The organism is Allobosea psychrotolerans (genome assembly GCF_002917105.1).
Taxonomy (GTDB): domain Bacteria; phylum Pseudomonadota; class Alphaproteobacteria; order Rhizobiales; family Beijerinckiaceae; genus Allobosea; species Allobosea psychrotolerans.
Genome location: NZ_PQFZ01000009.1, coordinates 43,167 through 62,018, shown reverse-complemented (window position 1 = coordinate 62,018; position 18,852 = coordinate 43,167). Strand labels below are relative to the sequence as shown.

Sequence of the window (18,852 nt, the reverse complement as noted above, 5' to 3'; positions counted from 1 at the left end):
CCTAGCATGAGCCTTGGCCAGGCGTCACGCGCCCCTCGGGGCGAAATCAACATTTGACAGGGCCGCCTGCCCCGACTAACGGACGCGCCTGCTTTTCAGAACATGAATGATTGAAGGTCCGACGCAGTGGCGAAACCGGAACTTGGCACTAAGCGCGTTTGCCCGACGACGGGCCGCAAATTCTACGACCTGAACAAGGATCCGATCGTCTCGCCCTATACCGGGCAGGCGTTCCCGCGTTCCATGTTCGAGCCCCAGGCGAAGGCGGCGGCCGTTGCCGCCAAGCCCGCCGATGACGAGGACGAGATCGAGGTCGCCGACGGCGCAGTCGAACTCGTTTCGCTCGACGAGGCCGATGCGGAAGCCACCGAGAAGGAGGCCGTCGTCACCAGCGAGGACGATATCGAAGTCGAGGACGACGACATCGCCGCCGAGGACGACACCTTCCTCGAGGAAGACGAGGAAGGCGATGACGACGTCGCCGACCTGATCGATGGCGACATCGAGGGCGACGAGGACGTCTGAGGAGTCTGCCCGCCTGGCGGGGGCTGTGAAGAAATGACGATCGCGCGACATTCTGCGCTTGAGTCTTCCCGCACTCCTGCCTATAGAGCGCTTCGCCGCTCGCAGCGGCGACAAGGACGGGACGGTCGATCGCCGCAAAGGTGAGGAATGACCGCCCGGGAATATCCCGGCTGACCCCCAAATCAGCCGGCTAGCGTGGGGCCATAGCTCAGTTGGGAGAGCGCTTGAATGGCATTCAAGAGGTCGGCGGTTCGATTCCGCCTGGCTCCACCATCTCTTCTCCAGGCTGAATAGCTGGAACGCGGCGGGATTGCCCGGGATCAACCGGGACTATTCCAGCCTTTACCCTCGACCGATCAAGATTGGTGAAGGTTTCCGGAGAATCAGCCGGCACGCCGCGCGCCTCACGTCCGCGGCTAGGTATCGGCCTGCGCGACACCGAGCTTGCGCCAGAGCTGCGTCCTGTCCAGGCAGGAGACATCATAGGTCACTTCGCGCCCCTTGAATTCCGCATGAGTGGCGAGCTGCTTGGTCATGGAGCGCGTGATGTCGTCGATCCGCGCTTCGCAGGCTTCGACGCTGGTGAAGCCCATCTCGCTGATTCGCGTTGCCGTGCAGGTCGGCTCCCCCGACACGCAGGCCATGATGACCATCGTAAAGGCATCCATGACTTCACTCCCAAGGTGGCTCTGCGCCGGGGGTGGCCTCTATCCGCTCAAAAGTGACGCTTCATGGTTACCCGAGCCTTAAGAAGCCTCGCCGGGCATCAGCAGCAAATCCCGAGCCAACGCCGTCTTCACGGCGGGTGCCTGGCTGCGGCTGGAGCGTTCTTCGAGCGAAGTGGATACCGGTTCGCCTGAAGAAAACGCGTCAAAACAAGGATCTGGAGCAATCTCCGATCCGGCAGGGTCGCTCGCGCGAAAGCGTTCTAACGCCGGCGCCGCCGGTTGGACCGCGCCCGCCGGCGCCTGACGGCTTTCATCATCAGTGTCAGCATGGCGAGCAGCATGTTCGACAACGTTCGGTTCTGGAGTTTCGCCCGGCATCCTCCCGCCCCTCGAAGGCAGCCTTATGTCGAAAGGCTACATCGATGCTGGCACGTTTGAGGCAGCAGCCTGTGCGGCCACGACGCTCGGCATGGCCGCCAGCCCTTCATTGAAGGCGCTTCCTTCACGCGAACCGGTGCCCACTTCGCTCGAAAGCGCTTCAGGCGCCGGCTCCAGAATGTGGCGTGCCTTGTGAACCTGTTCCGGTTCTGCCGCGACTAGCCGATCGGGCGTCGCGTTTGCGCAGCCTTGCCGCCCCGGTCCGTCCCCTCCCAATGGTGGCCGGGGCGGCATCCGTCGCAATCAGGCAGCCTCACCAGTTGAGGTCGGGTTGGGCAGGACCGGAACCTGCGGATGCCAGGTTTCGCGCGCAAATGAACATTAAGCGCCGGCGGACGTTCAGCCCTTTTGAGTTTTAGCTAATCTGGGGAGCGTTTCATGGATCGCCGGTCATTTCTGCAAGCAGCCATGGTGTCTGCTCTCCCCTCGGCGGCGTTTGGACAAGGAGCGCCGGCCGGGATTTCACCTGAACAGAAGCATGCGGCGGAAACCCTGGAAGCGAGCGCGATGTCGCTGGAGGCAAGCCGCGCGGCTGCCACCAAGGGCGTCGATGCGTATGTCCGGCGATTTGCCCAGTTCGAGTCGGCGGAGCAAGAGGTGGTGGCATCCGTGGTCAAGGCGGCCACCGGCATGTCGGAAACCGCTCCGCCACCCCTGACGGCCGAGGCGAAAGCCATGGTCGAGATTCTGAAGGCGATGCCGTCCGGTCCGGAATTCGACAAGGCCTATGTGAAAGGGCAGGTCGAGGGGCACCAGCGGCTTCTGCAGATTCAGGAGGTCTATCTGACCAATGGCAAGAATCAGACTCATCGCTCGATCGCGATGTTGATTCGCGGCCATGTCAAAGAGCACCTGGCTCAGCTGGAACTCATGAACAAGCTGCCGGCCTAGTTTCAGCCGACGCGCCGAAGGTTGAGCCCGGCGGGCGTTCCAGGCGTATTGGGCCGACCGCTTCGTCCGGAACAGGGTCGCCCATGGCCGCGCGCAGCGGCGCGAGCCTTAGAGATGCCGCAGCCACTCCGCCGCGGCCTCCGCCGGCGGCCGCTCGCTGTTGAAGGCGCCGATGAAGCTGCCGTCCTTGCCCATCAGATAGACCAGCGCGGTATGGTCCATGGTGTAGTCGCCATCCTTGAGCGGGACCTTCTTGGCATAGGCGCGATAGGCCTTGACCGTGGCGTCGATCGCCGCCTGGTCGCCGGTCAGTCCGATGATGCGCGGGTCGAAGCTGCCGAGATAGCTCTTCAGGGTCTCCGGCGTGTCGCGCGCGGGATCGACGCTGATGAAGAGCGCGCGCAGCTTCTCGCCCTTGGGACCGGCGGCGCGCAGCGTCTCCGAAATCTCGAACAGCTTGGTCGGGCAGATGTCGGGGCAATGGGTGAAGCCGAAGAAGACCAGGAAGGGCGCGCCGCGCAGCTCCTTGTCGGTCAGCGTCTTGCCGTCCGGGGTCGTCAGCGAGAATGGCCCGCCGACGCTCGCCGTTCCCGTCTGATTCTGCCGTGTCGGCGAAAAGGTGAGAATCGCAGCCGCAGCGAGCGCAAGCGCCCCCAGAAGAAAGACGATCAGGGGCAGGATGAGGCGGCGTTGCACGGCGGGCGATCCGGTTTCAGGGCGTTTGGGAGGGGCTCAGAAGCAGGCGACGAGGGCGGCGATGAGACCGTCGGTGAAAAGCCGGTCGCCTTCGCGCCACCACAGCAAGAGCCCGGTCAAAAGCAGGCCGAGCGCGCCGCCGGCGAGCAGCAGGATGCCCGCTCGCGACGGCGGGGCCGTATCCTGCTGCGGATCGTCCTGCGCTTGCGTCATGCGCTGACTCATACCCCCGCGCGGCCGCTGCCGGAAGCGGCGTCCGTGACGCAGGTCATGAGCGTTTAGGGAGGATTGGAGCAGGCGATCGGGATCGAACCGACGACATTCGGCTTGGGAAACGATGCCGAGTGTTCGATGCGAAACGCGTGCGGTCCCTGACGCTCACGAGAGCCGGTGAGAACGGCCGCATCAAGCTGGTGAAATGCTGGGACAATGGCGTGCCGTCACAATGCACCAACTCGTGGCTTGCTTATCCCCAGGCTGTCCGGGAGAGGATTCGAACCTGACGAACGGTCCTGAACGCTCTGAAAAACAAGGAAGACGCCGTCATTGCTTCCGTGCCCGAGTGAGAACTCCGAAGGGGCAATCGGCAGTCGGCTGTACCAACCTATCCCATCTCAAATCACGACGATTCTGGCGCGTTAACTTATGCCGGGCGAGCAACGGCGCCATGTCTGGGCGCTGGCTGAACCGATCGTGACGCGCACCTGCGTCTCGCCTTGCAGCACCATATCGACGGCAGCGCCGGCATCGGCCTCTTCGGGCGGCAGGATGAAATTGAACGTATGTCGCGTGTAGTTCCCCGACAGCCTCACTCCCTTGGTCGTCGTCACGGCGGAGCCCTCGATTGTGAAGCGCCGCCCATTCTCGGAGCACCAGGCACCGTCGATCGCATCCGCATAGGCCGGATTCATCGTGCAAAACGTCAGCGCCGCGACGGCACCGGCAAAAATCAAGCCTCCCTCTTTCATCGGTTCTCTCCTCTGTGGTGACCGCGCGCCAGCGATCGCCACAATGCGAGGAGGCCTCGTCAAAGTGAAGCACTCCTTGTAATTAGAATAATTCCAAACTAGGTTGCGTGAGCCAGCCAGGCATCCTTTCGACCAGGATGATTCCGCCATGACGACCGTCGCTGCTTCCGTCCCGCTCTGCCCCGCCAGCGCGCGGCCCTGCACCTGCTTCCGGCCCTTCGAATCGACCTGCTCGGCGAGCGCGGCCGAGCAAGCCAAGCACTCGCCCGGCTGGATCGGAGACCGGATTCCACGGGCGCTCAGCCTGTTTGGCCATGATGTCGAGACCGTCGAGGTCTTGCGGGTTGCGGTCGTCGCGGTCTCGGCGGCGCTGGTCTGGTTCGGGCTGAGCGGGAGCGTGGCCGGCGTCGATGTCGTGGGCTCGGCGGGCCTGCTGTTTGGCGCCTGGCCGATCCTGCGCGAGGCTTTTGAGAACATCAAAGAGCGGCGGATGACCATGGAACTCTCCATGTCGATTGCCATCCTGGCCGCCGCCACGATCTCGGAGTTCTTCACGGCACTGGTCGTGACCTTCTTCGTGCTCGTAGCCGAGGAATTGGAGCATCTGACTGTCGATCGCGGGCGGGCCGCGATCGCCGACCTCATCGACGTCATGCCGCATGAGGCGACCGTGCGCCGCAACGGCATCATCTCGCTGGTCCCGATCGACATGATCGTCGTCGGCGACCGCGTCCTTGTCGCGCCCGGCGAGAACATTCCTGTCGACGGTGTCGTGAAGTCGGGCCTCTCCTATGTCGATCAGGCGCGCATCACCGGCGAATCCATGCCGGTCAAGCGTAGCGCAGGGGATGCCGTCTTCGCCGGCTCCATCAATCAGTCTGGCGCGCTCGACATCCAGGTCGACCGGATCGGTCGCGACACCAGCTTCGGGCGCATCATCGATGCGATCGAGAACGCCGAGCAGTCGCGCGCTCCGGTCCAGCGCCTCGCCGATCAACTGGCGGGCTATCTCGTCTATTTCTCCTTCGCCGCGGCGATCGTAACCTACCTGCTCACCGGCAACATCCGCGACACGATCTCGGTGATCATCGTCGCCGGCGCCTGCGGCGTCGCGGCAGGAACGCCTCTGGCGGTACTGGGCGGCATCGGCCGCGCGGCGCGCAACGGTGCAATCATCAAGGGCGGCATGCATCTCGAGATGCTCGGCCGCATCGACACGATCGTGCTCGACAAGACGGGCACCCTGACCTTCGGCGAACCGCGCGTCTCGGCGATCCATCCGGCGGCCGGCCGCACGGAGGCCGACCTGCTCAGGCTGGCGGCATCGGCGGAACTCCGCTCCGAGCACCCGCTCGCCAAGGCGATCGTGGCGGAGGCCCGCCTTCGAGATATCGCGGTGCCGGAGCCCGACAGCTTCGACTACACGCTCGGACGTGGTGTCACGGCAAGGCTGGGCGATGACCGCATCCTGATCGGCAGCGTCAAGCTGCTGCAGGCCGAGGGGATCGACGTTCCCGCCGGCCGCGCGGGCGACGCCCTCTCCTCCGAGATCTGCGTCGCGGTCAACGGGCTCTATGCCGGGGCCTTCGCCGTCGCCGACGAGGTGCGTCCGGAGGCCGCAGACGCTATCCGGGCCCTGCACGCGATGAAGATCCGCACCATCCTGCTGACCGGCGACAACGCCAAGGTGGCCGAGCGCGTCGGCGCCAGCCTTGGGATCGGGACGGTCGAGGCCGGCATGCTGCCCGAGCAAAAGCTGGAGCGCGTGCGGGCGCTGGCGGCGTCCGGCGCCAAGGTCGCCATGCTTGGCGACGGCATCAACGACGCGCCGGCTTTGACGGCCGCGAGCGTCGGGATCGCGATGGGCTCGGGTACGGATGTCGCCAAGGAGAGCGCCGACATCGTCCTGCTTGCCAACAACCTGGAGCGCCTCGTCGAGACGGTTCGGATCGCCCAGCGCACGCGCGGCGTCATCTGGCAGAACTTCTCCGGCACGATCGCCGTCGATGCTCTCGGCATCGCCCTTGCCGCGTTCGGCTTCCTGAACCCGCTCTTGGCCGCCTTCATCCATGTCTCATCGGAATTGATCTTCATCTCCAACTCGGCGCGGCTGCTCCCAGCCGCGGACAAGATGAGGTTGTCTCCCAGGATGCCGCGAGCCGATGCGGGGGCGTCGACGGCGACCAGAATGCCGACCTGACCACGGGACGACGACGCCGGTCCCCACGGGCACCCCGGACGTCCTCGCTTGCGCCGCGGCATCTGGAGGCCCAAAGCTGCGGATGCGGTCGTTTCACGTCCGCTGTCCCGCCTCTCCAAGGCGTCTGGCTCGCTCCGTGTCGCAGATGAACCACTGATGCCGAGTCCCAACCCACGGAGCCGAGCCTTGCCCAGCGATGAAGTGCAGGGCGGTTCCGCTGGCCCCGACGGCCTGCTCCGGACGCTGACTCTCGCACACGCCGTCCTCTATGGCCTTGGCGTCACCATCGGCGCCGGAATCTATGTCCTGGTCGGCACGGCCGCCGGCCGCAGCGGGATGCACGCGCCGCTCGCCTTCCTGGGCGCGGCGCTCGTCATGGCCTTCACCGCGGCCACTTTTGCCGAACTCGGCACGCGCATGCCCGTCAGCGCGAGCGAGGCGGCCTATGTCGAGACGGCCTTCAAGCGGCGTTGGCTCAGCCTTGCCGTCGGGCTTCTCGTCGTCGCCACCGCCACGATCTCCGCAGCGACGATCAGCGTGGGGAGCGCGGGCTACGTCGCCATTTTCCTGGACTGGCCCGCCCCCTGGATCATCACCGGGGTCGTGCTCGCGATGGGCCTCATCGCCTGTCTCGCAACGGTCCAGTCGGTCACCTTCGCCGGGATCATGACCCTGATCGAGGTGGGGGGCCTCCTCCTGATCATCGTTGCCGGCTTAGGTTCGGGCAGCAAGTTGCTGACGCGGTTGCCGGAAGCGTGGCCTGGCTTCGACGACATGTCGGCCTGGGTCGGACTCTCCAGCACGACGCTGATCGCCGTCTTCGCCTTCATCGGATTCGAGCACATCGTGAACGTCGCCGAGGAGATGAAAGAGCCGCGCCGTACGCTGCCACGGGCCCTGTTCCTGACCCTCGGCCTCACGGCGCTGATCTATGCGGTCGTGGTCTGGGTCGCCGTCGTCGCAGTCCCTCCGCAGGAACTGGCGCTCTCCTCGGCGCCGTTGGCGCTCGTCTTCGAGCGCCAGACCGGGTTGCCGCTCGTGACGATGAGTGCCATCGCCGTGGTTGCCACCCTGAACGGCATCATCGTCCACATGATCATGATCGCGCGCGTGGTCTACGGCATGGCCGAGCAGGGCAATCTTCCACGCGCGCTGACGAAACTGAACACCACGACTGGCACGCCGCTCCTGGCGACGGCGCTCGGCGTCTCGGCCATCCTCGTCCTGTCGCTCTCGGTCCCGCTGGCGGGGCTCGCCGATTTCACATCGCGTTTCACGCTCATCATCTTCGCCATCGTCAACATCGCCCTGATCCGGATCAAGCGTCAGGAAGGCGAACCTCCGCCGGATATCTTCCTGTGTCCGGGCTGGGTTCCGTTTGCCGGCCTGGGGACGAGTCTGCTGCTCCTGCTATTCGACTTGATGGCACGCTGACCGAGCTGCCCTCGATGAAGAGCCGCTCATCCTAAGGCCGCCCCAGGACGGTCCCGTTTGCGAGCACGAAGATCGCATCCATGTCCATCACCTGGGCCAGCCATGGCCCGGCGACCTCGCCCATGACCAGATAGGCCGACGCCCAGGCGTCGGCCTCCATGCATGTCGCAGCGAGCACCGTCACGGAGGCGAGGCCGTTCTCCAGCGGCAGACCGATCCGGGGATCCATGGTGTGGGAGATCGTTCGCGTGCCGATGTCGCGAAACCGACGATAATTGCCCGAGGTCGCGACCGCGCGGTCCTCGAGTTCGATGACGCCCATGGCTTCTCGCGCGCCGCGCACGGGGCGCTCGTGGGCGACGACCCAGGGCGTTCCGTCACGCTTCACACCCGCGGCACGCATCTCGCCGTCGATGCCGACCAGCCAGGCAGGAACCGCGAACCGGCGCATGACGCGCGCCATCTCATCGACGGCGTAGCCCTTGGCGATCCCCGACAGATCAAGCGCGAGGGGAGCATGCTTACGGGCCCGGCGCAGGGACGGATCAAGTTCGAGCGCCTCGGTGGTCGTCATCCGTTGCGGCACGACCGGACCCGGTAGCACGCTGTCGGAGGCGGCCGCCCTGGCGCCGAAGCCCCAGGCGCAGACGAGATCGCCGATGCCGATGTCGAATGCGCCCTGCGACTGCCGGCCGATCCGCAGGGACGCCTGCAGGACGCTCATCAGCTCGGCGGGAATCGGCACCCAGATGTCGGTGGCAGCGCGATTGAGCCGATTGAGGTCCGAATCGGGCTTCCATGTCGACATCTGATGGTCGACGCGATCGACGGCCTCGAACAGGGCCGCGGCCAGCTTCTCCTGGTCCACATCGTTGGAGACGAAGAAGACGGCCGAATAGCGCGTTCCCATGGTCGGCCCGTTGAGGGTGCGGCGCTCCAGCGCCGGCGGCTCAATAGACATCTTCGAGATAGAGCCCGCTGGCCCTCAGCTCGGCCGTGCTCAGTCCCATCTGGGCCAGGATCGCGTCGAGGGCGAGGGAGACGCCGTCGGCCATGTCGCGCCCGCCGCAGACCATGATTTGCGCGCCGCGCCGCAGGAGTGCAGAGAGGGACTGGGCGTCATCGGTCAGCCTGTCCTGCACATGGCCGCCATCGGCGACGCGCGAAAAGACGGCGTTCAGTCCGGTCAGTCGCCCGTCGGCGACACATGAGGCGAGTTCGTCGCGGTAGAGGAAGTCGGACGCCGGCGAACGTCCGCCCCAGTAGAGATGGGCTTCGCGCCGCGGTCGGTTCGCGCGCAGAAAGCCCATCAGAGGCGCTATTCCCGCACCGGCCCCGATCAGGATCAGAGGAGCGGCGCTCGCATTCGGCCGGAAGGCTGGGTTGCTCTTGATGAAGGCGTCGATCCGCCCGCCGAACGGAAGGTCGTTGAGGAAGCCCGAGCAGAGGCCGCCGGGCTGCTTGCGCACGCAGATCTCGAGAAAGCCGTCGCGCGAGGACGAGGCGAGCGAATAATAGCGCGGCACTGTGCTTCCCGGCGGGACGATGCCGACGAGGTCGCCGGCATCGAAGTGCGGGAGCGACGCAGGGAAAAGGCGTCTCCAGACCGTTCGCTCAGCCGGGAGACTCGGCAGAGCGAACGTCAAGATCGCCGTCGGAGCCTGGACTTCGGAACCGAAATCGAGGCGCTTCACCAGTTCGAGCGCCGTGGTCCTGGGTCGTTCCGCGACATGGGCGAGCGCCAGCTTGTGGCCGAGCACCGCCCCGAGCTGTTCGCCCCAGAGCGCGAAGGACTGTGCCGACTGGCGGTCTATGCGGTCGGTCTCGATCAGTGCCGGCCAGCCTTTGGTGGCGAGGGCAGCCGCGACGTCATCGGCGAACCGGCAGAATTTCGGGAAGCAGCGGTCGCCGAAGCCGAGCACAGCGACGGGAAGCTTCGCCTTGTGCCGAGCAAGACGGGTCAGGAAGGCGTTGGCATTGGCCGGGGCCGTCCCGTCGCCATAGGTCGCGGTCAGGATCAGCATGCGCGCCGCCTTCGGATAGGAAGGTGCCAGTGCGTTCATGGAAGCCGCATGCGCCTTGTATCCGGCTCGCGTGAGGGCGACATGGAGCGTCTTTGCGAAACCCCATGTGCTGCCTCCCTCGCTCCCGACCAGGATGATCGTGTCGGCCGCGGAGGCAGGACTGTTGCTCTCGAAGCGCGGCAGGAACCGGCGGCGCTGCCACCAGATCATCGCGCCCGTGACCGCGAAGACCGGCACAGCCAGCGCGGACAACCCCAGCAGCAGGCCCAGCGGCCACAGGCCCTGGCCGGTATGGAGCATGTAGATCAGCTCGTAGATCTGCCTGGCCGCCGAATGCGGCTGGAACGACAGGGCCTCGCCCGTGGCGGCATCGATCTGCGTGACACCAGCCGCCGTGGTCAGCCGGTAGGTGTCGGTCGGATCCGCCGCGTAAGGAAAGGCGAGTTCGCGCAGATCGGCGAGGTCGATGGCCTTCAATGCGGCAAGACTGCCGACGGGAGCGCGGTCGGCGCCGCTTCCAGATGCCGCCGGCGACTGCTGGGTCGAGCCGTCAGGAACCAGTTCGAAGCTCGTCAGGGACAAGTAGCAGCCCGTCAGGGCCGTGAGCAGCAGCCCGACCATGGCCAGCCGCCCCGCCTGTGCATGCCAGCGCTGGCGCGAACGGCCGCGGATCGGCTTCAGCAGCGCGGCCCAGCCGCCAAGGCGCGCGGCAAGCATCATGGCGCCAGTGATGGTGAGGATCACCATGGCCAGCGCGCCCAGCCCCGCCGCGACGCGGCCAGCCGTACCCAGCAGCAGCGAGCGGTGCAGGTCGGTGACGAAGCGGATGGTCGCGGACGGCGTATGCGGGCCGATGACCTGGCCCGTGGCGCGGTCCACGAGATCGACGCCGGCCTTGTCGCCCTCGAAATAGCTGACGAGGACCGAGCCGGAGGCTGTCTTGACGATCTTGTCGATTTCGGCGTGCTGCGCCTGCGCGGCTCCCGCCAGGGCGGCGACGCTGATCGTATCTGTGGCGACCGACGGCGCCGCGACATGTTCCAGCGCGGGCTGGACGGAGAGGATCGCACCGGTCAGCGCCAGTACCGCTACGAGCAATGCGGCGATCAGGCCGGGCAAGGAGTGGATCTGGCGCAGCATGTGACACCTGGCCCCGATCACATGTCGAAGGTCAGGGACTTCACATAACCCCTGCCAGCGACGGGCTTGCCCGCATCGGACTGGGCGAGCGGCGCGACCGCGTCACCGGGGACGTCGTTCCCGTCCTCGACGGCGCTGTCGACGCGGATCTGGTAGCCGGCGTCGATGAGCGCATCGGCGATTTCGACGCTGACCGAAAGCGACTGCCCGCTGCCGACGCTGGCGCCGGTCGTGCCGTCGATACGGCCGCCCGAGAGCCGGTTCCAGGCGCTGAGATGCTTGTAGTACTTGGCCTTGCCGCCGGCGATCCTGACCGTCTTGTGGAGCTTGCCCTGCGGGTCGGTGATGTAGATCGCGAGATAGGCGCCGTTGCCGCCATAGGGCTTCAGGGTCGTGGCAATCCGGACCGGCCGCGCCTCGACGACGGCGCTCTGCGTGATGGCGCCGGCGAGGCCAAGCGGAACGGCTAAGGCAAAAGCGCGTGCGAGATGTCTCATGGCAACTCTCCGGATTGCGGAAACGATGCGAGGAGAGATGCGCCGCGAAGCTGACAGGGACCTGAAGACGGTGGCGAAAGGTGTTCAGCCGGCTGCCAGCTTCGAGACGGGGAGTTGCACCCAGACCTCGAGGCCATCTGCCTGCCCCGAGGCAGGCGAGGAGAGCGCGATCTCGCCGCCGACACCGCGCATGATCGCCTGCACGATCGAGAGGCCCAGGCCTGCGCCATCGGCCGTGGTCGCGCCACGCACGAAGCGCTGTGTCATGCCGGCGATAATCTCCGGCGACAGCACCGGGCCGGGACTGGTCACGCTGAAGCGCCCGTCATCCGTCAGTCTCACGCCCACCGGCCGGCTGGAATCGCCGTGCTTGAGCGCATTCTCGATCAGGTTGCGCGCGAGGATCGCAAACGCGTCCATGTCCAGTGTCGAGAAGAACCGGCCTCGTCTCGGTAACGAGACCTCGACCAGGCCTTGGGCCTCGAGGTCATGCAGGACGATGCGAAGCGCCGGCACGAGGTCCTGGGGCACCTCCGACCGCACCCCGGCGCCTTCGGCCTTGGCGAGTTGAAGCAGCTTCTCGGACAGGCGCGCCAGCCGTTGTAAGGCCGTCTCGATCTCGACTGTCCGGGCGCGAGCCGGCCCCTCGGGAAGCTCCGCCTTGAGGCGCTGGGCCTGTGCGAGGGCGGCAGCGACCGGAGTACGCAGTTCATGAGCGCTGTTGGCCGTGAAGCTGCGCTCGGCGTCTAGCACCCGCCGCACCCGCGCCATCAGCGCGTTCACCGCTTCCGCCACCGGAGCGATCTCGGAGGGCAAGGCGGCGACGGAGACCGGTGCCAGATGACCGTCCCCGCGCGCCTCGATCTCGCGCCTGAACGCCGCGATCGGACGCAAGGTGACTGCGACCAGCGCCCAGGTTCCGGCAATGCCGAGCGGCAGCAGCAGGAGCAGCGGCCAGGCGAGCACCTTGATGGCATCGCGCACCGCCTTCTGGCGATGGCCCGGACGCTCGGCGGCCGTGACGACCAGCGTCCCGCTGACAGCCACCTCCGTGTAGAGCCGCGAGCTTGGCCCGTCGCTGAAACCATGGGGCGGATTCGGCGGAAACTGCGCCGGGTCTGCGTCATGGGACTGGAGCAGGCTGCGGCCTGCCGCGTCACGCACCAAATAGGTGATGTATTCGCGATGGGCGCCGACCGATGCGACCTGCTGCAGGCCCGGCTCCGCGTCCGCCTCGCGGTTGAGAACCTCGGCATAGGCCAGCGGCAGCACGCGCTGCACCACCTCCTGCAGGGCGCTGTCGAAGACCTCGTCGATCTCACGGCGCAGGAGCAGGCCTGCGCCCACCGTCGCCAGGAGCCACAACGCCATGACCCCACCCGTGAGCGCGAAGGCAAGCCGGCGCTGCAAGCTTCCCTTGGGCGGCACGGCGATGCGCATCATGGCCGGCTCCGGCTCGACCCCGCCACGGCGACGGCGCCGAGCCGGTAGCCCATGCCGCGCACGGTCTCGATCACCCCCGCGCCGAGCTTCTTGCGCAGGCGCCCGACATAGACCTCGATCGTGTTGCTTTCGACCTGGGAGTCGAAGGTGTAGAGCCGCTCTTCTAGCAGCGCCTTGGAGAGCAGCATGGTCGGGCGCTGGATGAAGGCGTCAAACAGGGCCCATTCGCGCGAGGTCAGGGAGACGGAGCGGCCGTCCCTGACGATGCTGCGCGCTGCCAGATCGACCGTCAGCCCGCCGATCTGCATCAGCGGGTTCGGGTTGCCGCCATAGCGGCGCGCCACGGCGCTCAGGCGTGCGGACAGTTCGGCAAGGTCGAAGGGCTTGACCAGATAGTCGTCGGCGCCGGCATTGAGCCCCGCGATACGGTCGGAAACCTGGTCGCGCGCCGTCAGGATGATCACCGCGGTCGTGTCGCCGGCCTGTCGCCGCGCGCGCAGGAAATCGAGGCCGCGGCCATCGGGCAGCATCAGGTCGAGCAGGATCAAATCATAGGCCGCTAGGCGGACGAATTCGGCCGCATCGTCAAGCCGTGTCGCCCAATCGACACCGTTCCCATCGGCTGCGACCTGGTCGCGCACCGCCGGCCCCAGGATCGGATCGTCCTCGACGAGTAGCACGCGCATGGCAGGGGGCAACCTCCGGGAGCCGTCGCCCGCTTATGGCACGAAGCTGACAGCAGGCTGAACGCAATCGCGCCTGCCATTCAGGTGGGTGTCAGCCTGGCATGATGAAAAGGGCCATTCATCGCCGTCCGGGGAGGACAGATCCCATGAAGCGCATCCTGCCAATTGCAGCGCTGACGATCATCGTCGGCGTGGCGGCTCCCGCGATCGCCAGCCAGCGCTGTTCCGCGCCCATGACAGAGTGGAAGCCGCGCGAAGCGCTGGTCGAAAAGCTGCACGCCGAAGGCTGGACCATCCGCCGGATCAAGACCGACGACGGTTGCTACAAGGTTCGCGCCACCGATGCCCAGGGGCGACGGATCAAGGCGAAGTTCGATCCCGCAACGCTGGAACGGGTCGCGCGGGACGGCGATGACGACTGACCCGCCGTCTTCGGCCACGCCCCTTTCACGAGAAGGAATACCCCATGCCGACCCGCCGTTACGACCCCGTCACCATAAGCCTGCACTGGATCATCGCGCTCGCAGTCTTCGCGGCCTATGCGATCGGTCTTGTGCGCGAAGAGCTGCCCAAGGGCGATTTTCGAGCGGGGCTGCTCACGCTGCACATGTCGATCGGCTTGCTCGTGATCGCGTTGACGATCATGCGTATCGGATGGCGCGCGATGACGCCTGCGCCGAAGGCGATCGCGGCAGCGCCAATGGCCGCTTTCGCTGCCAGGATGGCGCATCTTGGCCTCTACGGCGCCATGTTCGCCATACCCTTGATCGGGCTCTCTGCAGCCTGGATGAAGGGCCGTGTGGTCGGTTTGTTTTCCTTGGTCGTCATCCCTTCTCCGTTCGCACTCGATATCGCCCTGGCCAAGACGCTCGAGGACGCCCATGGCGTCGCCGCGCATGCCTTTATGATCCTGGCCGGCGGACATGCGCTGGCTGCGATCGGGCATCATCTCGTCCTCAGGGATGCCACGCTCGCGCGGATGGTGCCCTTCGTGACGCCGCGCCGCTCCAGCCCTGGCGCCTGACGCCTGCGACGAGCCGGAATGACCGCCATCATGCATCGACTCCACCGCGACAATCACCCCGTCGAGCGGATCGGCCGGCTTCGTGCTGCTGTGCTGGGCGCCAATGACGGCATCATCTCGACGCCGAGGCTGGCCGTCCGCGTCGCGGCCGCGGCCAAGAACGCCGTGAGCTCGCCGGGCAGCCCGAGACCGAACTCGCCGAGTTGACGCAGATATACGTCGCGCGCGGCGTCGAGCCGGGCCTCGCCCGAACCGCCCGCGGTGAGCGAGCCTGGCAAAATCCGCGGGAAGGCGCGGACCGCCCCTTGCCTCGCGTCAGAGGCTGCCATATCGCCACGTAATGCGCCGGCCGGCTGGCAGAGTGTCCAGCCCCGCGCAAAAGATGTGGGGGCATCTCAATGCTATCGGTTTCCAGGAAGCGCCTGCTGATCGCAGGGCTGCCAGCGCTTCTCATCGCCCTGATTCTCGGGGCGATGCTGTGGCACCAGCAGCGCAGCCTCGAAGGCGCAGCGTCGCGCGGTCGCGAGGCGCAGATGCGGCTGGTTGGAACCTTGCTGAGCTCCAGCTTCGAACAGGCCGCCAAATTCTCGCTGTCGCTCGCCGAATCCTTCGCACGCAACGCCGAGATCCGCGACGCGCTGGCGGCCGAAGATCGCGCCCGATTGCAGGCCTTGTCGAACGAGGCCTACCAGTATCTGGGCCGCCAGGCGAACGTACAGATCTTCGGCTATCACGGCAAAGACCTGCGCTATCTGCTCCGCATGCATCGACCGGATCAGCACGGCGACGACATCTCCGCCTTTCGCGCGATGATCGTTGCGGCCAATCGGCTTCGGCGGGCCCAGACCGGGGTCGAGATCGGCATCGCGGGCATCGGCATCCGCGGCGTCGCGCTCGTCCAGCGCGGCGAAGACTTTCTCGGCACGATGGAGATCGGTTTCGACCTGCGCCCGCTGATCGAACTCGTCAAAACCACCACCAATAGCGAGATCGCGGTGATAGCAGCCGCGTCCCTGACCGGCGTTGCGCTCGATCCGAAGCTGCCCTCGGTCGGCGAGCTGACGATCATGGCATCGACTGATGATCCGATATTTCTGGCCTTGCTGCGTTCCCAGACGATCAAGCCGCTGCGGGATGTGGAGATCGGACAGAAGCAGATCGGCGAGCGCAGCTATGCGTTCATGAGCCAGCCGCTCGTCGACTTCTCCGGGAAGCTCGTCGGGACGGTCCTGATGCTCAAGGAGGATTCCCAGTCCGACTGGCGCCGCCTCGGCACGGAGCTTTGGGTCATCGCTCTTTGCGGCGGGATACTGGCCTTCGTCGGATTTCTCGTGCTGTCGGGTCAAAGGCGACGGCTCGACGCATGACTCGCCTCCTCACCCTGACGCTTCTGCTGCTCATCGGCCTCATGCGCGGAGCCTCGGCCGACGAACCGCCAAATGGCGGCAAGACCAGCCTGCCCCAAGCCGCCGGCCTGCCCGTGCGCGTTCACGTGGCCCTGCGCGTCCTCAACATCCTGGAGATCAAGGAGGTGTCCGGGCAGGGGCGCCTCCACCTCGAATTGACCCAGCGCTGGCGAGATCCACGCCTCGCCTTCGACGCCGTCGCGCGCGGCCTCGCACGCGAGGACAAGGTGGGCGACGAGGCCGACGACAGCCTCAAGACCATCTGGTCGCCCGGGCTTTCGCTCGACAACCAGATCGGGGAGAAGGACGCGCGCACCGTTGCGTTCTCCGTGCATGCCGACGGCGAAGCCGTCCTGATCGAGCGCTTCGAAAGCGATTTCCGCTTCCGGATGAACATGGACGCCTTTCCCTTCGACAGGCAGAATCTGACGATCGGCCTTTCGCTGCCGCGTTATGCGCAGCAGGAGGCGATCGTCCTGACCACGGAAGCCGATCGCCCCTTCTCCGGCATCGAAAGCACACTCTCGGTCGTCGACTGGCGCCCCATCGGACTGCGTTTCGCCAATGACCAGGTGATCGGCTGGAACGCGCGCTCCTACTCGCGTCTCAACGCAACGGTGACGATCGCGCGCTATGCAGAGCGCTACCTGCTGCGCATTTTCGTCCCCATCATCGCCGTGCTGGCGGTCTCGCTGTTCGTGCTCTGGTCTCCGGGGCTGAAGGAACAGGACAAGGGCGGGCTGATCTTCTCCTCGCTGCTGGCCCTGGCCGCGATCAGCTTCACCTTCGAATCCTCCTTCCCGGGCTCGATCTCCCTCAATACGCCCGTGGCGGAGATGATCTCGCTCGGCTACCTCTATCTTGTCGCGGTCCTGATGTTCGAGATCGCCCTGTCGGTGGCCATCGCCCAGCCGAGCTCCCGCTGGCGTGGCCATGCGGCCGATCTGCGCTGGCATCTGCGCTGGGCGCTGCCGGCGATGATGCTGATCATCTGTATCGGCGCGGCCATGCGCGCGCTGCCTGGGTGAGGCCGCAGAAGGAAGCGCGTATCGAGCGCCTCGGATCTTGCCAGCTCCAGGCGCATGGACAGGCGCAACCTGATCAGGGAGAATTTTGCGCGATTGCCGAGAGAGCGCGGCCTGGCGACGAGTGGCTCGCGCTTGTAGCTCCCGCGGACCGTCTCGCGGTCGAGGCTAAGCTGAATCATTGAAATGTTGGAGCGGGCGATCGGGATCGAACCGACGACATTCAGCTTGGGAAGCTGACGTTCTACCACTGAACTACGCCCGCATGCCGGCTCGCGGGCATGCGCCTGCCGCCGACATTGCCCTCCATAGCGGGATCGCCGGCGCGAGTCATCTCCCAATAAGCGCCAATGCACGATCTCGATTCGCGCGGTCATCTCCCTGGCAAAGCAGCATCGCCGGTTCGCCAGGGAGATGACGCGGCGGCGCTTCTTTTCTGAAACCCTCGATTTTCGCCAATAGCATCAGGCGTCTCCGCATCACGCTGCCCGGCACACTCGAAATGGCTGGCAGGGCATGGCGCACAGTTTCCACCATCGCGACCTCGATAAGCCGAGACCGGCTGCAAAGCTCTTGGGCGTCGGCTCCGGCTGCGCCCTGCCCGGAGGATCAAAGGCGCGACTGACATCGGCCAGGGCGCGCGCGGCATGAGCGACCCGATGACGCCCGCCGGCTTGCTCCATTGCCTCGTCGCCTTCGACACGACCTCGCGCAACTCCAATCTGGCGCTCGTGGGCTGGGCGGCGGCCCTGCTCGAAACGTCCGGCGCCAGGATCCGGCTCACGCATGACGCCGGTGGCGCCAAGGCCAATCTGCTGGCCAGCTTCGGTCCGGACGTGCCGGGCGGAATCGTGCTCTCCGCCCATACCGACACGGTGCCCGTCGACGGCCAGAGCTGGAGCAGCAACCCTTTCGAGCTGACGCCGCGCGACGGCCGCTTCTACGGGCGCGGCGCGACCGACATGAAAGGCTTCGTCGCCTGCTGCCTGGCTTTCGCGCCGCAATGGGGGCAGGCAAGGTTGAAGCGCCCGGTCCATCTGGCCCTGAGCTATGACGAGGAGATCGGCTGCCTCGGCGTGCCCAGCCTCGTCGCCGATCTCGTCGCGAACCTGTCCAGGCCGGCCCTCGTCGTCGTCGGCGAACCCACCGGCATGCGCATCGGCGATCGCCATCGCGGCTATCTCGGCTTCCGGACGGTTTTCCACGGCCATGCCGTGCATTCCGGCAATCCCGGCAAGGGGGTGAGCGCCATCGCGGCCGCGGCGCGTTTCGTCGGCCTTCTCGACGGGCATGGGGCTCACGACGCCGAAGGCGACGACCGGACGACGTTCAATGTCGGCCAGATCTCCGGTGGGACCGGCATCAATATCGTGCCGGGCCGCTGCGAGGTCCTTTGGGAGATAAGGCCGGCTGCGAGCGCCGACATCGCCGCATTGAGGAGCACGACCGAGGCTTTCATTGCGCGCGCCGCACCGCCGGGCCTGCCGCCTGAAACCCGGGAAACCGTGACGATCCCGCCGCTGCGGCCGGAGCCGGACAATCCGGCGCTTGCGATCGCGCAGGAACTCGGCGGCGCCTTGCCGCTGCTGGACCTGCCTTTCGGCACCGAGGCCGGCTTCTTCCAGGCGGCGGGCATCCCGACGGTCGTTTGCGGCCCGGGCTCGATCGAGCAGGCGCATCAGGCGGATGAATGGATCGCGGCGGAACAGCTGGAGGGAGCGACCCGCTTCCTCGCTCGCGCGACGCAGTGGGCCGAGGCTTAAGGCAACAAAAGCACAAGGGGATCT

19 protein-coding genes, 2 tRNA genes and 1 pseudogene are annotated in these 18,852 nt (G+C 66.3%); 11 read left to right on the top strand and 11 right to left on the bottom strand.

Features of this window, described 5'->3' with window-relative positions:
• Positions 1-126: 126 nt before the first annotated feature.
• Positions 127-525 (top strand): TIGR02300 family protein, encoded by a 399-nt coding sequence (locus CYD53_RS16240; RefSeq protein WP_103719138.1) that lies wholly within the window; start codon positions 127-129, stop codon positions 523-525.
• Between the two features lie 197 nt (positions 526-722).
• Positions 723-798: transfer RNA gene (locus CYD53_RS16235), tRNA-Ala, on the top strand.
• A gap of 143 nt (positions 799-941) precedes the next feature.
• Here CYD53_RS16235 and CYD53_RS16230 read toward each other — a convergent pair.
• Together CYD53_RS16230 and CYD53_RS29970 are read right to left on the bottom strand one after the other, a co-directional pair.
• Entirely contained in the window at positions 942-1,193 is a 252-nt protein-coding gene (locus tag CYD53_RS16230; protein ID WP_103719137.1) for a hypothetical protein, read from the bottom strand.
• A gap of 78 nt (positions 1,194-1,271) precedes the next feature.
• Complete coding sequence (locus tag CYD53_RS29970) at positions 1,272-1,571, bottom strand: hypothetical protein (protein ID WP_146055938.1); 300 nt, start codon at positions 1,569-1,571, stop codon at positions 1,272-1,274.
• Positions 1,572-2,009: 438 nt separating this feature from the next.
• Between CYD53_RS29970 and CYD53_RS16225 the strand changes: the two genes are divergently transcribed.
• A complete protein-coding gene (locus CYD53_RS16225) occupies positions 2,010-2,522 on the top strand; it encodes a DUF4142 domain-containing protein (RefSeq protein WP_103719136.1) in 513 nt (170 codons plus the stop codon).
• A 108-nt stretch (positions 2,523-2,630) separates the two neighbouring features.
• Here CYD53_RS16225 and CYD53_RS16220 read toward each other — a convergent pair whose 3' ends face one another.
• The 3 genes from CYD53_RS16220 to CYD53_RS16215 all read right to left on the bottom strand — a co-directional run bounded on the left by CYD53_RS16220 (position 2,631) and on the right by CYD53_RS16215 (position 4,186).
• A complete protein-coding gene (locus tag CYD53_RS16220; RefSeq protein WP_103719135.1) occupies positions 2,631-3,218 on the bottom strand; it encodes an SCO family protein in 588 nt (195 codons plus the stop codon).
• A gap of 36 nt (positions 3,219-3,254) precedes the next feature.
• Positions 3,255-3,431, bottom strand: a complete 177-nt coding sequence (locus CYD53_RS30355; protein ID WP_158516160.1) for a hypothetical protein — start codon at positions 3,429-3,431, stop codon at positions 3,255-3,257.
• Positions 3,432-3,856: 425 nt separating this feature from the next.
• The gene (locus tag CYD53_RS16215; protein ID WP_103719134.1) at positions 3,857-4,186 is read right to left on the bottom strand and encodes a hypothetical protein; all 330 of its coding nucleotides are present in this window, start codon (positions 4,184-4,186) and stop codon (positions 3,857-3,859) included.
• Positions 4,187-4,334: 148 nt separating this feature from the next.
• Between CYD53_RS16215 and CYD53_RS16210 the strand changes: the two genes are divergently transcribed.
• Positions 4,335-6,386: a heavy metal translocating P-type ATPase gene (locus tag CYD53_RS16210; protein WP_103719133.1), complete on the top strand. Its 2,052-nt coding sequence runs from the start codon at positions 4,335-4,337 to the stop codon at positions 6,384-6,386.
• A 186-nt stretch (positions 6,387-6,572) separates the two neighbouring features.
• Positions 6,573-7,820, top strand: a complete 1,248-nt coding sequence (locus CYD53_RS16205; RefSeq protein ID WP_245928270.1) for an APC family permease — start codon at positions 6,573-6,575, stop codon at positions 7,818-7,820.
• A 31-nt stretch (positions 7,821-7,851) separates the two neighbouring features.
• Here CYD53_RS16205 and CYD53_RS16200 read toward each other — a convergent pair whose 3' ends face one another.
• The 5 genes from CYD53_RS16200 to CYD53_RS16180 all read right to left on the bottom strand — a co-directional run bounded on the left by CYD53_RS16200 (position 7,852) and on the right by CYD53_RS16180 (position 13,610).
• The gene (locus CYD53_RS16200; protein WP_103719131.1) at positions 7,852-8,781 is read right to left on the bottom strand and encodes an FAD:protein FMN transferase; all 930 of its coding nucleotides are present in this window, start codon (positions 8,779-8,781) and stop codon (positions 7,852-7,854) included.
• Complete coding sequence (locus tag CYD53_RS16195; RefSeq protein WP_103719130.1) at positions 8,771-10,984, bottom strand: PepSY domain-containing protein; 2,214 nt, start codon at positions 10,982-10,984, stop codon at positions 8,771-8,773. Before CYD53_RS16195 ends, CYD53_RS16200 begins: the two co-directional genes overlap by 11 nt.
• Positions 10,985-11,001: 17 nt before the next feature.
• Positions 11,002-11,481, bottom strand: a complete 480-nt coding sequence (locus tag CYD53_RS16190) for a DUF2271 domain-containing protein (RefSeq protein WP_103719129.1) — start codon at positions 11,479-11,481, stop codon at positions 11,002-11,004.
• Between the two features lie 84 nt (positions 11,482-11,565).
• On the bottom strand, positions 11,566-12,924 hold the full coding sequence (locus CYD53_RS16185; protein WP_210202357.1) for a sensor histidine kinase: 1,359 nt from the start codon (positions 12,922-12,924) through the stop codon (positions 11,566-11,568).
• Positions 12,921-13,610 (bottom strand): response regulator, encoded by a 690-nt coding sequence (locus CYD53_RS16180; RefSeq protein WP_103719128.1) that lies wholly within the window; start codon positions 13,608-13,610, stop codon positions 12,921-12,923. The genes CYD53_RS16185 and CYD53_RS16180 overlap by 4 nt, the downstream gene beginning before the upstream one ends.
• Positions 13,611-13,756: 146 nt before the next feature.
• On the opposite strand from CYD53_RS16180, the gene CYD53_RS16175 reads away from it, so the two are divergent.
• The 5 genes and pseudogenes from CYD53_RS16175 (at position 13,757) to CYD53_RS16155 (ending at position 17,068) form a co-directional block, all read left to right on the top strand.
• On the top strand, positions 13,757-14,032 hold the full coding sequence (locus CYD53_RS16175) for a PepSY domain-containing protein (RefSeq protein ID WP_103719127.1): 276 nt from the start codon (positions 13,757-13,759) through the stop codon (positions 14,030-14,032).
• Between the two features lie 44 nt (positions 14,033-14,076).
• Positions 14,077-14,634 (top strand): cytochrome b, encoded by a 558-nt coding sequence (locus CYD53_RS16170; RefSeq protein WP_103719126.1) that lies wholly within the window; start codon positions 14,077-14,079, stop codon positions 14,632-14,634.
• 30 nt (positions 14,635-14,664) lie between these two features.
• Positions 14,665-14,885: pseudogene (locus CYD53_RS16165) on the top strand (VIT1/CCC1 transporter family protein); the annotation flags it as partial.
• 147 nt (positions 14,886-15,032) lie between these two features.
• Entirely contained in the window at positions 15,033-16,001 is a 969-nt protein-coding gene (locus tag CYD53_RS16160) for a cache domain-containing protein (protein ID WP_103719125.1), read from the top strand.
• Positions 15,998-17,068, top strand: coding sequence for a ligand-gated ion channel (locus CYD53_RS16155; RefSeq protein ID WP_103719124.1), 1,071 nt, complete (start codon positions 15,998-16,000; stop codon positions 17,066-17,068). Before CYD53_RS16160 ends, CYD53_RS16155 begins: the two co-directional genes overlap by 4 nt.
• Before the next feature lie 187 nt (positions 17,069-17,255).
• Here CYD53_RS16155 and CYD53_RS16150 read toward each other — a convergent pair.
• Positions 17,256-17,330 (bottom strand) — tRNA-Gly (locus tag CYD53_RS16150).
• 382 nt (positions 17,331-17,712) lie between these two features.
• On the opposite strand from CYD53_RS16150, the gene argE reads away from it, so the two are divergent.
• Positions 17,713-18,828, top strand: coding sequence for an acetylornithine deacetylase (gene argE / locus CYD53_RS16145; RefSeq protein WP_103719123.1), 1,116 nt, complete (start codon positions 17,713-17,715; stop codon positions 18,826-18,828).
• Positions 18,829-18,852: the final 24 nt, after the last annotated feature.

Bases quoted from the DNA above. Each gene is read 5' to 3' on its own strand.
- CYD53_RS16230 (WP_103719137.1), bottom strand. From the start codon at position 1,193: ATGGATGCCTTTACGATGGTCATCATGGCCTGCGTGTCGGGGGAGCCG.
- CYD53_RS29970 (WP_146055938.1), bottom strand. From the start codon at position 1,571: ATGCCGGGCGAAACTCCAGAACCGAACGTTGTCGAACATGCTGCTCGC.
- CYD53_RS16225 (WP_103719136.1), top strand. From the start codon at position 2,010: ATGGATCGCCGGTCATTTCTGCAAGCAGCCATGGTGTCTGCTCTCCCC.
- CYD53_RS30355 (WP_158516160.1), bottom strand. From the start codon at position 3,431: ATGACGCAAGCGCAGGACGATCCGCAGCAGGATACGGCCCCGCCGTCG.
- CYD53_RS16215 (WP_103719134.1), bottom strand. From the start codon at position 4,186: ATGAAAGAGGGAGGCTTGATTTTTGCCGGTGCCGTCGCGGCGCTGACG.
- CYD53_RS16210 (WP_103719133.1), top strand. From the start codon at position 4,335: ATGACGACCGTCGCTGCTTCCGTCCCGCTCTGCCCCGCCAGCGCGCGG.
- CYD53_RS16200 (WP_103719131.1), bottom strand. From the start codon at position 8,781: ATGTCTATTGAGCCGCCGGCGCTGGAGCGCCGCACCCTCAACGGGCCG.
- CYD53_RS16195 (WP_103719130.1), bottom strand. From the start codon at position 10,984: ATGCTGCGCCAGATCCACTCCTTGCCCGGCCTGATCGCCGCATTGCTC.
- CYD53_RS16190 (WP_103719129.1), bottom strand. From the start codon at position 11,481: ATGAGACATCTCGCACGCGCTTTTGCCTTAGCCGTTCCGCTTGGCCTC.
- CYD53_RS16185 (WP_210202357.1), bottom strand. From the start codon at position 12,924: ATGATGCGCATCGCCGTGCCGCCCAAGGGAAGCTTGCAGCGCCGGCTT.
- CYD53_RS16180 (WP_103719128.1), bottom strand. From the start codon at position 13,610: ATGCGCGTGCTACTCGTCGAGGACGATCCGATCCTGGGGCCGGCGGTG.
- CYD53_RS16175 (WP_103719127.1), top strand. From the start codon at position 13,757: ATGAAGCGCATCCTGCCAATTGCAGCGCTGACGATCATCGTCGGCGTG.
- CYD53_RS16170 (WP_103719126.1), top strand. From the start codon at position 14,077: ATGCCGACCCGCCGTTACGACCCCGTCACCATAAGCCTGCACTGGATC.
- CYD53_RS16160 (WP_103719125.1), top strand. From the start codon at position 15,033: ATGCTATCGGTTTCCAGGAAGCGCCTGCTGATCGCAGGGCTGCCAGCG.
- CYD53_RS16155 (WP_103719124.1), top strand. From the start codon at position 15,998: ATGACTCGCCTCCTCACCCTGACGCTTCTGCTGCTCATCGGCCTCATG.
- argE (WP_103719123.1), top strand. From the start codon at position 17,713: ATGAGCGACCCGATGACGCCCGCCGGCTTGCTCCATTGCCTCGTCGCC.